The 14,200-nt window shown below is 71.3% G+C and carries 9 protein-coding genes and 1 pseudogene; 5 read left to right on the top strand and 5 right to left on the bottom strand.

Annotated features, from left to right (window positions below):
- Positions 1-25: 25 nt before the first annotated feature.
- Both RWH43_RS03740 and RWH43_RS03735 read right to left on the bottom strand, forming a co-directional pair.
- Positions 26-2,845, bottom strand: a complete 2,820-nt coding sequence (locus RWH43_RS03740) for an aminotransferase class III-fold pyridoxal phosphate-dependent enzyme (protein ID WP_316000699.1) — start codon at positions 2,843-2,845, stop codon at positions 26-28.
- Positions 2,846-3,207: 362 nt separating this feature from the next.
- A pseudogene (locus RWH43_RS03735) lies at positions 3,208-4,881 on the bottom strand (amidase); the annotation flags it as partial.
- A 115-nt stretch (positions 4,882-4,996) separates the two neighbouring features.
- On the opposite strand from RWH43_RS03735, the gene RWH43_RS03730 reads away from it, so the two are divergent.
- Both RWH43_RS03730 and RWH43_RS03725 read left to right on the top strand, forming a co-directional pair.
- Positions 4,997-5,677 (top strand): phosphatase PAP2 family protein, encoded by a 681-nt coding sequence (locus tag RWH43_RS03730; protein ID WP_316000698.1) that lies wholly within the window; start codon positions 4,997-4,999, stop codon positions 5,675-5,677.
- 16 nt (positions 5,678-5,693) lie between these two features.
- Positions 5,694-6,509, top strand: coding sequence for a DUF1206 domain-containing protein (locus tag RWH43_RS03725; protein WP_316000697.1), 816 nt, complete (start codon positions 5,694-5,696; stop codon positions 6,507-6,509).
- Between the two features lie 7 nt (positions 6,510-6,516).
- On the opposite strand, the gene RWH43_RS03720 is transcribed toward RWH43_RS03725, so the two are convergent.
- Positions 6,517-7,146 carry a TetR/AcrR family transcriptional regulator gene (locus RWH43_RS03720; protein WP_144829972.1) on the bottom strand — a complete coding sequence of 210 codons (630 nt, stop codon included), beginning with the start codon at positions 7,144-7,146 and terminating at the stop codon, positions 6,517-6,519.
- Positions 7,147-7,318: 172 nt separating this feature from the next.
- Here RWH43_RS03720 and RWH43_RS03715 point away from each other — a divergent pair, with 172 nt between their 5' ends.
- Both RWH43_RS03715 and RWH43_RS03710 read left to right on the top strand, forming a co-directional pair.
- A complete protein-coding gene (locus RWH43_RS03715; protein WP_316000696.1) occupies positions 7,319-8,944 on the top strand; it encodes an amidohydrolase in 1,626 nt (541 codons plus the stop codon).
- The gene (locus RWH43_RS03710) at positions 8,941-10,296 is read left to right on the top strand and encodes an APC family permease (RefSeq protein WP_154096229.1); all 1,356 of its coding nucleotides are present in this window, start codon (positions 8,941-8,943) and stop codon (positions 10,294-10,296) included. The genes RWH43_RS03715 and RWH43_RS03710 overlap by 4 nt, the downstream gene beginning before the upstream one ends.
- 99 nt (positions 10,297-10,395) lie before the next feature.
- On the opposite strand, the gene RWH43_RS03705 is transcribed toward RWH43_RS03710, so the two are convergent.
- Both RWH43_RS03705 and RWH43_RS03700 read right to left on the bottom strand, forming a co-directional pair.
- Positions 10,396-12,039 (bottom strand): LamG-like jellyroll fold domain-containing protein, encoded by a 1,644-nt coding sequence (locus tag RWH43_RS03705; protein WP_144829964.1) that lies wholly within the window; start codon positions 12,037-12,039, stop codon positions 10,396-10,398.
- A gap of 67 nt (positions 12,040-12,106) precedes the next feature.
- Complete coding sequence (locus tag RWH43_RS03700; protein ID WP_316000695.1) at positions 12,107-12,769, bottom strand: hypothetical protein; 663 nt, start codon at positions 12,767-12,769, stop codon at positions 12,107-12,109.
- Positions 12,770-13,078: 309 nt separating this feature from the next.
- Between RWH43_RS03700 and RWH43_RS03695 the strand changes: the two genes are divergently transcribed.
- On the top strand, positions 13,079-14,200 hold the full coding sequence (locus RWH43_RS03695) for a PQQ-dependent sugar dehydrogenase (RefSeq protein ID WP_316000694.1): 1,122 nt from the start codon (positions 13,079-13,081) through the stop codon (positions 14,198-14,200).

Raw genomic sequence — 14,200 nt, 5'->3', positions numbered from 1 at the left:
CGTGCTCCTCGAGGGTCGGGGCGGGTCAGAATCCGGTGGTCAGGACGTGATCGAGGGCGTCGACGAAGACGTCGACCGACGCCTGCGTGACCACCAGCGGCGGTTTGATCTTCAGAACGTTCTGGAAGTCGCCGGTGGGCTGCATGATGACACCCCGCTCGAGCAGGCGGTCGCAGATCGCGGCGGTCTCGGCGGTGGCGGGTTCGAGGGTCTCGCGGTCGCGCACGAACTCGACGCCCAGGTACAGCCCCGAGCCGTGCACGGTGCCGATGAGGTCGTGCTTCTCGCCGAGCTTCTCGAGGCGTCGCTTGAGGTGACCGCCGACGACCCGCGCGTTCTCTTGCAGCCCCTCCTGCTCGATCACGTCGAGCACGGCCATGCCGATCGCCGACGACACGGGCGAGCCTCCGGTGGACGAGAAGAAGTACCCCTGCGTGCGGTAGCGGTCGGCGACCTCGCGCCGCGTGATGACGGCGCCGAGCGGGTGGCCGCCGCCGATGGACTTCGCCACCGCGACGATGTCGGGCACCGCCCCCTGCTGCTCGAAGCCCCAGAACCACTCGCCCAGCCGGCCATAGCCGACCTGCACCTCGTCGGCGATCGCGAGCCCGCCGTGGCGCCGGATCGCGGCGTACACCTCGGTCAGATAGCCGTCGGGAAGAGCGACTCCGCCCGCGTTACCGAAATAGGTCTCGGCGATCATCCCCGCCGGAGGGCGACCGGATGCCGCGAGCTCGTCGATGACCGCGACGGCTTCGGGGGCGTACTTCACGGCATCCGCCCCCCGGTACTTGCCCCGGTAGGAGTTGGCGGCGTCGACGGTGTGCACCCACGCGGGGCGGGTGGACAACGCGTTCGGGTTGTCGGCGATCGAGGTCGACACCGCATCGCTGGCGTAGGTCCACCCGTGGTACGCCTCGCGCATCGCGACGATGTCGGGCCGGCCGGTCGCAGCCATCGCCAGGCGGATCGCGAGGTCGGTGGCCTCGGAGCCGGAGTTGACGAAGAACACCGTGTCGAAGCCATCGGGGAGGGTCGCCGCGATGCGATCCGCGAAGTCGGTGATCGCGCGGTAGTGGAAGCGCGAGTTCGTGTTGAGCAGGTGCATCTGGCGGGAGCCGGCCTCGACCACTCGGGGGTGCGCGTGACCGACCGAGGCGACGTTGTTCACCATGTCGAGGTAGACCCGGCCGTCGACGTCGACGAGGTGCTCGCGCCAGCCGCGCTCGATGCGTGGGGGAGCGGCGTAGTAGTGCTCCTGCACCTCCGCGAGCACCTCGTGGCGCCGATCGAGGAGGTCGTCGGGGGTCGGGGCGGCGGCGGGAACACCGATCACGGCGCCGGGGTCGCCGGCCACCTCGCGCCACGCGTCGGCCAGCGCGCGGGTGGTGCGCCGCGGGGGAACGTGTGCGTCGAGCGGTCGCCGAGCCGAGAGGCGCGTGCGGGCGGGCAGGGTCGTCACGCTCTCGGCGCCCACCGTCCACACCAGGGCGTCGTCGGCGTCGGCGGGCGCCGCGAGCCAGACGAGCACATCGGTCGGCACGGTCTCGGGGGTCGAGGGCAGCGGGTCGGTCGTTCCGGTCAGGCGCGCGCGCCATGCGGGCACCGTCACGACGTCGGCGCCCGCGTCGATGGCGGCCATTGCCGCGTCGTCGAGCGTGGAGGCGTCGAGCCAGGCGCCCTCGTCGTTCAGCGGTGACTCCGTCGCGGCGTCGAGCTCGACGTGACGGCCGAGCGAGAGCACCGGAGCGCCGGTCCACGCGGGCTCTTCGGAGCGGGAGCGCCCCAGGGCCGCCCGGGTCGCGGCCGTGATCACGGGGATCGGGACGGATGCCGCCTGCTCGAGGATGCGGAACTCGCGGTCGAGCGCGACGCTGGCGTACTCGTTCTCGTCGTCGAGGCGCACCTGCGCGCGGCCGCTGAGCACGAGCACCGCGCCGCGGAGGATGACCAGGGGCCAGAGCGCGGTGAGCTCGTCGTCGGTCAGGTCGCGTACCTGGTCGAACGCGCGGATGGCGGGGAAGGCGGTCTCGGGGGTCGCATCGTCGTGGTGCAGCACCGACGAGACGGTCACCGCGATCTCACCGACGCGCCACGACGCGCACACGTCGCCGAAGTCGATGACCGCGTCGGGGACCGCGGCGCCGGGGGCGCACAGCACGTTGTCGTCGGTGACGTCGAAGTGCCCGGCCTGGACGGGGAGCCGATCGCGGACCGGGGCGAGAGCCGCTCGGGCGGCGTCGGCCGCGCGCTGCACGATCGCCCGCACCCCGGCATCCGGTTCGAGGGGGAGCAGGGTGTCGATGACGCGCTCGGCGTGGCGGAGGTCCCACTGCAGCACGCGAACGCTCGCGGGGTGGGTGAAGTCGGCGAGCGACAGGCTCACCGCCGCCGACAGCGCGCCCATGTTCTCCACCGTCGCGGGGGAGAGGTATCCCGAGCCCATCAGCGTGCGGCCGGCGATGTTCTCGATCACCCGGGCGTGGATGCGGCCCTGGCTGGACTCCCACCACGTCGACATCGCGCCCCGCGGCCCCACGACGATGCGCGGGATGCGCACCTGCGGGCTGCGCTCGGCGACGCGTGCCGCCGCGGCATCCTGCATCTCGATCTCGGCCTCGCTGAAGACCGGGTTGCTGAGCTTGAGCACGCCGAGCGGCTCGGCCGAACCCCGGGCGAAGACGCGGAAGTTCTGATCCTGCTGACTGCCGAGAGCCTGCACGTCGATCTCGCCGCCGAACGTGTCGGCGAACAGGCGCTGCACCTCGTCGTCGGAGAGCGTCGGAGTGGGCAGATCCACCTGGCTGAAGTAGTCGAAGACCGGGGTCGGCGCGATGTCGGTCATGGTGTCCTCGGGCGATTCGGGTGTCAGAGGGAAGAGTCGGATGCCGTGGCGACGGCGCCGGCGACGGCTCCACCGGCGTCACGGACGGCGACCACGACGAGCGGGCCGGAGGGAGCGACCCACGCGCTCACGGCCTCACCGTACAAGTCGGGTGAGACCTGGGCCACACCGCTCACACGGTCGCCGTCCACCCGGACGGGCACGCGCACGCCGTCGACGAAGAGCGCGACGTCGACGGCCGTCCCCCCGGCGACGGTGGCCGTGACGCTCACGCTCTCGCCGTCGCGTACGACGTCGTCGACCGTGACCGACAGGTCGCCCTCCGCCGCCGGGCGCGGGTCGGCGAACAGCGCCTCGTCGGGCAGGGCGGGGGTGCGCGGCGGCGTCGTGCGGCGCTCGCCGAGGGCTCCGATCGCCTGGGCCAGCTGCACGAGGCGGGTGTCGCTGTAGGCGGGACCGGCGAGGGTCAGGCCCACCGGCATCCGGGTGTCGGCCATCGTCCCCATCGGCACGGTGACGGTGGGGATGCCGAGGTGGCGGGGGACGAGGTTGCCGTTCGAGACCCACACGCCGTTGCGCCACGCGATGTCGGCCGAGGCGGGGTTCACGTCGGCGTCGGCGGGGCCCACGTCGGACTGCGTGGGGAAGACGACCGCGTCGATGCCCTCGGCCTGCATCCACTCCTCGAAGTCGACGCGGCGGGTGTGCTCGAGGCCGCGCAGCCCTTCTTCGAGGCTCGGCACGTCGCGCCAGTCGGGGTTCCACTGCTGCGCACGGTCGACGTACTCGCCGATGTCGTACGAGATGTCGTAGTGCCAGATGCCGTAGCGGTCGGGAAGCGCTCCCGGTGGGTGGGGGAAGATCAGGGCCGCTTCGACGTCGGCGAGGCGAGGGAGCCGCGGGTCGGCGTTCGTGCGCAGGAACGTGTCCATCGCCCACACCGCGAGATCGCCCACCTCGTCATCGAGGAAGGTGCGCGTGACGAACCCGCGGTCGAGGAAGTCCTCGTCGCCCGCGTGCAGCTTCTCGTAGCGCTCGACGACGGGGAAGGCGGTCTCGACGACCTCGGCACCCGCGGCTTCGAGGTCGGCGCGCAGGTCGTTCCAGAGGGCCATCACGCTGTCGCGCGTGACGATGGGCGAGGCGTTGTCGGGATCGCCGTTGACGTAGATGCGCGGCACGGCGAGGCGCAGGCCCGCGAGCGGCAACGGCTCGAGCGCCGCGAACGACTCGGGGCGCACCTCCGACGGGCGCGGGAGGTCGATGAACGGCTGCGTGCGCCAGAGGTCGCCCTCGGTCTCGGCGTCGTCGACGACGACCGCGTCGAGCACGAGCTGCAGGTCGGCGACCGATCGCGTGTGCGGCACGACGACGTCCATCGTCGGGACGAGGGGCCAGTTGCCGCGTACCGAGATCATCCCGCGCGAGGGCGTGTACGCCACCAGGGCGTTGTGCGAGGCGGGCGCGCGACCCGACGACCAGGTCTCTTCGCCGAGTCCGAAGGCGCAGAAGCTCGCCGCGGTGGCGGTGCCCGATCCGTTGGACGAGCCGGAGCCGAAGGCGGATGCCAAGTAGTCCCCGTTGTAGGGCGATTCGGCGCGGCCGTACACCCCGCGCTGCATGCCGCCGGCGGCCATGGGAGGCATGTTGGTGAGCCCCAGGAACACGGCGCCGGCTTCGCGTAGCCGCTCGACGGCGAAGGCGTCGTCGCCCGCGACGAGGTCGCGGAAGGCGGGGGATCCGGATGCCACGGGCAGGCCTTCGACGCGGTAGCTGTCCTTCGCCGTGAAGGGAATGCCGTCGAGGGGGCCGAGCGTCTGCCCCTGTGCGCGGCGCAGGTCGGACGCGCGTGCCGCGGCGAACGCGCGGGGGTCGAGCACCGGCACGCTGTTGAGGCGGATGCCGGAGCGGTCGTACGCCGCGATGCGGTTGAGGTAGCGCGCGACGAGCTCGACGCTCGTGATGCGACCGGCGTCGAGGGCGTGGCGCAGGCTGTCGATGTCGGCGTCGACGACGGTGAGGGCCTCGGAGGTCATGTCGAAAACCTACACTGTTTGTTTTACGGTTTCGAGAAGAATCTGCACGAGAAGTGTTTCGCCTGCTCTCGGCAATGGCTAGCCCGAATCACCCCCTTCCTGAGACGATGCGCGGATGGATGCCACCACCGACGAGCCCGCGATCCTGCCCGATCGACCGACGTCCGACGCGCGTCGCCCCATCGCCCTGATCGTGGGAGTGATCGCGACGGTGCTGTTCGTGGCCCTGCGCCTGGCCGTCGATTTGGACGGCGGGGCCCCGCTGGCGTTCGATCAGTGGTGGGACGACGCGATGGCCGCCCTGGCCAACCCCGTCCTGGTGATCGTCGCGTGGATCCCGGCCACCGTCGGCGGCACGATCGGCATGATCGTCATCGGCATCTCGACCACCATCGTCTTCCTGTTGATCAAGCGCCCCTGGGACGCCCTCAACGTCGCGGGGGCGATCGCCCTCGTCGTGCTGATCGGTGCGCCGCTCGCGTCCGTGATCGCCCGCGCCCGACCGGCCGACTCGCTCGCCGAGACCCAGGCGACCTCGTTCCCCTCGGGGCACACCGCCGTGGCGACGACCATCGCGATCACCCTCGCGCTCATCCTGCGCCGCGGGTGGATCTGGGTCGCCGGGGCGGTGTGGGTCCTGCTGATGATGTGGAGTCGCACCTACCTGCACGCGCACTGGCTCTCCGACGTGACGGCGGGCCTGCTCGAGGGCGTCGCCGTGTCGACGTTGGTGTGGGCGCTCGTCGAAGTATGGAGAGTGCGTCGCGCGCAACGGGTGGCCGCCGCGGCTTCCTGAGCGCTATCGTGCCCGGATGACTTCCGCCTCCGCCTCCGCTTCCGCCGCCGCCGACAAAGCGCAGGACTCCACCGCCTTCCGAGCGGCGGCGCGCATCGGCTACGTGGTGCTGGGGCTGCTGCACCTGTTGATCGGGGTCATCGCGATCTCGATCGCCACCGGCAGCGGCGGCGACACCGCCGACCAGAGCGGGGCGCTGGGCCAGGTCGCGAAGGCGCCGGCCGGAATGCTGCTGCTGTGGGTCATCGTGATCGGTCTCGCCGCCCTCGCGGTCTGGCAGATCGCCGAAGCCGTCGCCGAGCGCGACCCCGACACCAAGAAGCGATGGGCCCATCGCGCGAAGGACGTCGGCACCGCCGTCGCCTATGCGGCGATCGCCCTCACCGCCTTCACGGTGGTCTCGGGAGGCAGCTCCGACTCGGGGGAGCAGTCGCGCACGATGAGCGCGCAGCTGATGGCGACACCCGCCGGCGTCGTGGTCCTGGTGGTCATCGGCCTCGCCGTGGCCGCCATCGGCGTCGCCTTCATCATCCGCGGAATCACCAAGGCCTTCATGAAGAACATCTCGAGCCCCGGCGGAACCGCGGGTCGCGGCATCCGGACGTTCGGCATGGTGGGCTACATCGCCAAGGGCATTGCGATCGGTGTCGCCGGAATCCTGTTCCTCGTCGCGGCCTTCGCGCACGACCCGAACGCCGCCGGCGGTCTCGACGCGGCGTTGCGCTCGCTGGCCGGGCTGCCGTTCGGTCAGATCGTGCTCTGGCTCGTAGGCGCCGGACTCGTCGTGTACGGGCTGTTCTGCTTCGCCCGCGCGCGTTACGCGCGCATGTGAGCCGGGCTCACGCGGGAGGGCGGGGACGCGCTCCCGCGATGAGCAGTGACAGGCCGAGCTCGAACGCGCGCGTGGCCACCGGGTCGGCCGGGTCGTGGCTCGAGAGCGTGTCGTAGGCAGCCGCGAAGCGGGGGACGTCCTGCTCCTGCCCCGACGGGTCGAACATGACCGAGGGGCCGGTCATGTCGAGCACGCTGCCGATGATGAACGACTCGAAAGCAGTCAGCAGCGGGAGGATGTCGTCGCTCGACCAGCCGACGCGTTCCGCGGCGATCGCGAAGTCCTCGTACTGCGACATCAGCAGGGGAGCCGACGAGCTCTGCGACATCAGCAGGGGGATGGTCTTCGGATGCCGGCGGAAGGCGTCGCGGTAGGAGCGCGCCCACAGCAGCAGGCCCTCCTCCCATTCGCGTTCGCGGAGGTATGACGAATCGATGCGCGCCGACACGAGGGCGCGGACGTCTTCGACCAACGCGGCGAGATTCGGCACGTGGTTGTAGAGCGAGGTCGGGTGCACCTTGAGGCGGTCGGCGACCCGGCGAATGCTCGCCCCCTGGCTGCCGTCGCGGTCGATGAGGGCGAGCGCGGCACGGGCGATCGCGTCGCGCGAGAGCTTGGGCTGGGTCGGCCGGGGCACGGCGGGGCCTTTCGGTGGGGTTCGACCACGCTACGCGATGCGATGTGTTTCGAACGTGTAAGGCGTTCGTGACGAGTCGGCGAAACGGCCGGGAGCGGGGGAGGACTCGTCGTAGCGTTCAAGAAACCTACGCTGTATGTTTCTCACAGCGTGGGTCACGAGGAGGTTTTCCATGGCGATCGTCGTCTTCACCGGCGGGACGATTCGGGTCGACGGGCAGCAGCCCGACATCGACCGTCTCGTCGTCGTCGACGGTGTCGTGGTCGACGACGCGCATCCCGTGTCGTCCGACGCCGAGCACGTCGACCTCGACGGGGGGCTGCTGCTGCCCGCCTTCGGCGACGGCCATGCGCACCCGCTGCTGGCCGGTCGCGAGCGCACTGGACCCGCCCTGCGCGACGCCGCCCGTGTGGCCGAGATCGTCGAGCGCGTGCGGGAGTGGGCCGCGGCATCCGATGCCGCATGGCTCGTCGGCGGCAGCTACGACGCGACGATCGTCGAGGGCGGCCTGTTCGACGCGCGCTGGCTCGACGACGCCGTGCCCGACCGCCCCGTCGTGCTGCACGCCTGGGATTACCACACCGTGTGGGTCAACTCCGCGGCGCTGCGTGCCGCCGGGGTCGACGCCGACACCCCCGACCCCGAGCTCGGCCGCATCGTGCGTCGAGCCGACGGCTCGCCCTCGGGAACCCTGATCGAGCGTCCGGCGATCGACCTCGTGCTCGATCATGCTCCGCGCCCCTCTCTCGCCGACGACGTCGAGGCGCTCGCCGCCGCCACCGCCGCCCTCGCCGCACATGGCATCGCGTGGGTGCAGGAGGCGTGGACCGAGGCGCCCGACGTGCCGACGTGGATCGCCGCCGCGCGCGCCGGACGCCTGGCGGTCGACGTCGACCTCGCGCTGCGCGCCGACCCCACCCGCTGGCCCGCTCAGCTCGACGAGCTGCGAAAGACGGCCGCGCAGGTGTCGGCCGCGCCCGGGCTGACCTGCCGCACCGTGAAGTTCTTCGTCGACGGCATCCTCGAGAACCACACGGCCCACCTGCTCGAGTGCTACCACGACGCCCGCACGCGCGGCCTGCCCAACTGGCGGCCCGATCAGCTCGTCGACGCCGTCGCCGCGTGCGACGCCGCGGGTTTCGACGTGCATCTCCACGCCATCGGCGACGCCGCGGTGCGCGCCGCCCTCGATGCGGCGGAGGGCATCCGCGAGAGCCTGCGGCGCGGCCGACGGCTGACCATCGCGCACGCGCAGGTGGTCGACCCCGCCGACCTGCCCCGTCTCGCCGACCTCGACGTGACGTTCTGCTTCCAGCCGCAGTGGGCGATGGCCGACGACGTCATGACCGAGCTCACCCTCCCGCGCCTCGGCCCCCACCGCGAGCGGCAGTACCGCATGCGTGCGGCCCGCGATGCCGGAGCACGCCTCAGCTTCGGCAGCGACTGGCCCGTCACCTCGCCCGACGTCCTGGTGGGGCTCCGCACCGCCGTCACGCGGCAGGACGCCGCCGGCCGACCGGCCGGAGGCTGGCAGCCCGACGAACGACTCACCCTCTCCGAAGCCATCGACGCCGCCACGAGCGGCGTGGCCCACCAGGCCGGCGACCATGCCACCCGCGGGACCCTGCGTCCCGGCATGCGCGCCGACCTCGTCTGGCTCGACCGCGACGTGCGCCGCGGCCCCGCCGACCGCATCGCCGATGCCCGAATCCGGGGCACCTGGCGACGCGGTATCCGCACCTATACGGCGCCGGTCCCCGAACCCGCCGCCGTCTCACCCGAACAGGAAAGCGCGTGACCTCCACCGACACCTCGCTGCGGCGAGTCATGGGAGTTCCCTCCCTCGTCATCTTCGGCTTGGCGTACATGGTGCCCCTCACCGTGTTCACGACCTACGGCCTCGTCGCCGTCACCACGGGCGGCCACGTGCCGACCGCCTACCTCGTCACCCTCGTGGCGATGCTCTTCACGGCGTTCAGCTATGCCGCTCTCGTGAAGGCGTTCCCGCGCGCCGGAAGCGCCTACACCTACGCCCGCCGCGCCTTCGGCGGCACGGTCGGCTTCCTCACCGGCTGGTCGCTCATGATCGACTACCTGCTGCTGCCGCTGATCAACTACGTGCTGATCGGCATCTACCTCAACGCGCAGCTGCCGGGGATCCCCCCGTGGGTGTTCGCCCTGGCCGGGGTCCTGCTGATCACGGGCCTGAACATCGTCGGCGTCACGGTCGTGCGCAACGCGAACCTCGTGCTCGTGGGCCTGCAGCTCGTCTTCGCCGCGGTGTTCGTGGTGTGCGCGGTGCTGCACGTGCTGCAGAACCCGGGCGTCTCGCTGCTGCAGCCGCTGTACGACGCGGGCCTCACCTTCCCGGGGCTCCTGGCCGGCGCGGCGATGCTGGCGCTGTCGTTCCTCGGATTCGATGCGATCTCGACGATGTCCGAAGAGGCGCGCGACCCCGAGCGCACGGTTCCCCGGGCGATCGTCCTCACGACGGTCATCGGCGGACTCATCTTCACCGTCATCGCCTACGTGTCGACGCTGGTGATCCCGAACGTGGCCGACATCGAGAATCCGGATGCCGCGGCCAACCAGATCATGGAGATGTCGGCGGGCCGTTGGCTCGAGGTGTTCTTCCTCGTCGCCTACATCGCCGGCTGCATCGCGGCGGCCCTCGCCTCCCAAGCGAGCGTCTCGCGCATCCTCTTCGCGATGGGCCGCGACGGTGTGCTCCCGCGCTTCTTCGCCCGGCTCAGCACGAGGTACCGCACGCCGATCGGTGCGGCCCTCTTCGTCGGCGTCGTCTCTCTCGCCGCGCTCTTCGCCGACCTGAACACCGTGGCATCCCTCATCAGCTTCGGCGCGCTCGCCGCGTTCTCGCTGGTCAACCTCTCGGTCGTGAAGCACTTCCTCATCGACGAGCGTCGGCGCGGGGGCGCGGCGATTTTCCGGTACGGGGTGCTGCCGGGCCTGGCCTTCGCCCTGACCGCGTGGCTGTGGTTCAGCCTGTCGCCCCTCGCCCTGACCGTGGGGCTCGTGTGGATCGGTGTGGGTGTGATCTGGCTGGCGGTGCTCACCCGCGGCTTCCGCCGTCGCACGCCCGAGGTGGAGTTCGACGACGAGGCCCCGGCCCGCGAGCGGGTCGTCGCCTGACGCGCGTCGCCGCGGCGTTCCGGGCGTCGCGGCGACCATCTTGCCCCGCGGGTCCGTCCGGGCGACACCCCGGCCGGTCGTCTCCGGTCGGCATCCACGTCACCCGGTGCCGGCGAGCCAGTGGTCCTCGACCTCCGCGGCCGTCAGGACCCGGTCGTAGATCGCGCCGTACTGGATCGAGCCCGTGAAGAAGGCGGGGTCGCTCGCGGCGGGACCGGTCTGCGACGTCCAGAAGTCGGTCTTGCCGCACCCGAACTTCCAGTAGCCGTCGTACCACTGGCCTCGGGTGGCGCCGTCGGTGCCGACGAGTGCACCGTCGACGTACAGCTGCATGCCGGAGCTCGAGAGCGTCGCGACCACCGCGTGCCACGCTCCGTCGGCGTAGCTTCTGCCCGCGGGCGTGGCGATCAGGGCGAAGGCGTCGGGGAAGTTGCCGTAGACGATGCGCCCGGTCGCGTCGAGGTAGATGTGGCGGTCCCAGTGGTTCTCGTTCTCGGGTGCCGGGTCGGTGCCGAACCCCACGATCTTGCCGCTCGGGGCCGAGGTGGTCGAGAACCACGCCTCGAGGCTGTAGGTCTGCGGGTCGAGCTGGCCGGGCACGTACAGGCACTGCGAGCCGTCGAAGGTCACGGATCTGGCGGGGCTGTCGCGTCGGCATCCTACCGAGCCCGAGGTGGTGGGGGGCTTGCGCCAGGTGCCGGTGCGACCGTGGCCCGAGATGTCGGTCTCGGATGCCGTCGAGGTCGCCGACATCGCGTACGCGGCGTAGAGGTCGGAGGGGTTCTCGGCGGCGAGGCGGGTCACGGCGAAGCGGCAGTCCTGATTGATCGCCCCCGCCGTGTCGGAGGTGTTGCGGATCGATGCGGAGAGGGCGGCCTGGCTTCCGCCGACGCAGGTGAGCGCGATCACGGCGACGAGGGTCGCGATGGCCACGGGGACGAGCACCGTGCGCGCGCGACGATCGGCGCGGACGCGCACGCCCCCGGCCGGCACGACGTCGCTCTCGCAGATCAGGAGGGACGCGAAGAAGGGCAGAAGGCACAGGAGCACGAGCAGGATGCGCGCCGGCAAGTCGGGGTCGGGCACGGGAGTGAGCGAGTACGCACCCGAAGCGATGCGATGAGTGGACAGCACCGTCGCCTGCTCGCCACTGATCAGACGGGTCGTGTCGACGAGCAGGGGCAGGATGCCGGTGTTCACGACGTGCATGAGGGCTCCGTCGCCGCTGTCGGCGGCGCGGAAATCGAGCAGCACCATGTTGAACCAGGGGCGGAGCCAGAAGGTCAGCGCGGTGATCACGACGGCCCATCCGGTCAACCGAACGCTCCACGCCCAGGCGCGACGGCCGGAGCGCGCCCGCGCGAGCGTCTCGACGAGGGCCGCGCCGAGCAGGAGCCAAGGGGCGGCCTTCAGCACGAACCCGAGTCCGGGTGCGATGAGCGTGGCCGCGCCGATGATCTGATCGGGACGCACGTCCCACGGGTCGGCGGAGCCGTTGAGATCGCCACGCGTGCGGAAGACGTCGCCGTCGGTCTCGACGATGCGGTGCGTGATCGTGCGGTCGTCGTGCGTGTACGTCACGACATCGCCCACGTCGTAGTGGCTGCGGGGCTCCGTCACGACGAGCGTGCCGACGGGCGCCGCCTCGGCCATGCTCGGGGTCTCGACGACGAACAGACGGGTGCCCGTGGCCCCGAGAACGGTGGCGATCGCGACCGCGAGCAACGCGATCACGACCGCCATCGGTAAAGCGGATCCGCGACGACCCCGGGCGGGCGGAGCTTCGAGGGTGTCGGTCACGGGGCGGGGCTCAGGACGAGAACGTCCAGGTGAGCGGCTGCGACACCTTCAGGTTCGAGTAGCTGGCGTCGAGGGTGCTCGGCAGGGTCACCGCGAACGTGAAGGTCGCCGACGAACCGGCCGGGAGCGAAGAGGCCCCCACCTTGTCGAGGATGTCGATCGTCGACGACAGGCCGGCGACGGTGCCGTCGTAGAGGACGAAGGCGCCGGAGGTGATCTTGATCTTCATCTGCGAGCACAGGTCGGTGGCGGAGCCGTAGACCGTGCTCGAGGCCGACTGGGTGCACGCGCCGGGGGTCAGCGTGAAGCCCTTCGCGTCGAGCGTTCCGGCGTTCAGGATCGGGATGTTCGTCGTGACCGTCTGGCCCGGTGCCATCGCCAAGTCGCCGCCGTACTTGTTGATGGTCGAACACGTGGCGCTGTTCGTGGACACCCCGCTCGCACCGTCGGTGCTCTTGCAGACGATCTGCCCGGTGGAGTCGTTCTCCTGCATGATCAGCGAGCCCGCGCCGGCGGTGTTGATCGTGTTCTGGATCGACGCGGTGAAAGCGGCGACGGTGGGTGAGAGCCCGAGGGCGAGGATCAGCGAGGCGATGCTGCCGGCGAGGACGACGGGCAGCGCGAGGCGGCGGCGCCGGCGCGCGGGCGTGGGTGAGGACGACGATGAGGACACGGGTGCTCCTTGGTGGGCGAGGACGGGGTTGGGCATCCTCATACAAGGACCCGCGTTATCGCGGCTGAGGGGCGTGCCGACGTCGACCCGGGCGGGTGGAGTGTCGTCCGGCCCCATCACGAGGGCCGCGCGGCGGAGCGCGGCGGCGTCACCCCCACGGCAGGGTCCTCCGACCTCTCACCCGCCCGCCAGATGGAGGTCACCCGCGAACGACGCTCGCCCCCGCGCGACGCGAGGCGGCGCAACCCTCACCGAGAACTCAGGTCGGGCGGGTATCCCGGAGATCCACGGACCCCGACGAGGAGAGCCATGACCACCGCCACTGTTCCGCTGCGCGCGACCGCGGCCGCCGTCGGGGCGCTCGCGCTCGCCGCCCTCGCCGGATGCGCTGCCGAACGGCAGACGGATGCCGGCATCCCGAGCCCCGCGCCGCCCTCGTCCATTGCCCCGTCGCCGTCGCCGTCTTCCGATGCACCGCTCGCCCTCTCTCCGGAGCCGACCACGGTGGTCGAGGGGCTCACGACCCCGTGGTCGGTCGCCTTCGACGCGGACACCGCGCTGGTGAGCCAACGCGACACCGGCGAGGTGCTCGAGATCGTCGACGGATCCACGCGAGTGGTCGGCGAGGTACCCGGGGTCGCGCCCGGCGGCGAAGGAGGCCTGCTCGGCATCGCCGTCTCCGACGGGTTCCTGTACGCCTACGCGACGACGGCCGACGACAACCGCGTGATGCGTCTCCCCCTCGAGGGCGAGCCCGGCTCGCTGCGCCTGGGCGCCGCCGAGACGGTGGTCGACGGCATCCCCTCGGCGAACATCCACAACGGCGGGCGCATCGCCTTCGGCCCCGACGGTCTGCTGTACGTCACGGCCGGAGATGCCTCCGAGCCCGGTGCCGCCCAGGATTCCGGTTCGCTCGGCGGCAAGATCCTGCGCGTCGAGCCCGACGGGGCCATACCTGCCGACAACCCGTTCCCGGGTTCGCCGGTGTGGAGTCTCGGTCACCGCAACCCGCAGGGCATCGGGTGGGATGCCGCGGGCGTCATGTACGCGTCGGAGTTCGGCCAGAACACCTGGGACGAGTTGAACGTCATCGAGCCGGGTGCGAACTACGGCTGGCCCGAGGTCGAGGGCACGGGAGGGCAGGCGGGCTTCGTGGACCCTGTGCAGCAGTGGGCGCCGACGGATGCCAGTCCGAGTGGTCTCGCGGTGATCGACGGGGCGGTGGTGATCGCCAACCTGCGCGGCCAGCGCGTGCGCGTCATCCCGACGGCGGACCTGGGCGCGGCGTCGGAGTACTTCGTCGGCACGTACGGGCGGCTGCGCGACGTCGTCGTCGCCCCCGACGGTGCACTGTGGGTCGTGACGAGCAACACCGACCGTGGAGGCGGCGATTCCGACGCGATCCTGCGCGTGCCCCTCGTCGCCGACTGA

The sequence above is a fragment of the Microbacterium algihabitans genome, assembly GCF_032464975.1.
Taxonomy (GTDB): Bacteria; Actinomycetota; Actinomycetes; order Actinomycetales; family Microbacteriaceae; genus Microbacterium; species Microbacterium algihabitans.
Note: the sequence above shows the minus strand (reverse complement) of the source record. Positions and strands in the feature narration are given on the sequence as shown.

Excerpts from the sequence above, each read along its gene's own strand:
- RWH43_RS03730 (WP_316000698.1), top strand. The coding sequence starts at position 4,997 with ATGGATGCCACCACCGACGAGCCCGCGATCCTGCCCGATCGACCGACG.
- RWH43_RS03725 (WP_316000697.1), top strand. The coding sequence starts at position 5,694 with ATGACTTCCGCCTCCGCCTCCGCTTCCGCCGCCGCCGACAAAGCGCAG.
- RWH43_RS03715 (WP_316000696.1), top strand. The coding sequence starts at position 7,319 with ATGGCGATCGTCGTCTTCACCGGCGGGACGATTCGGGTCGACGGGCAG.
- RWH43_RS03740 (WP_316000699.1), bottom strand. The coding sequence starts at position 2,845 with ATGACCGACATCGCGCCGACCCCGGTCTTCGACTACTTCAGCCAGGTG.
- RWH43_RS03705 (WP_144829964.1), bottom strand. The coding sequence starts at position 12,039 with ATGGCGGTCGTGATCGCGTTGCTCGCGGTCGCGATCGCCACCGTTCTC.
- RWH43_RS03695 (WP_316000694.1), top strand. The coding sequence starts at position 13,079 with ATGACCACCGCCACTGTTCCGCTGCGCGCGACCGCGGCCGCCGTCGGG.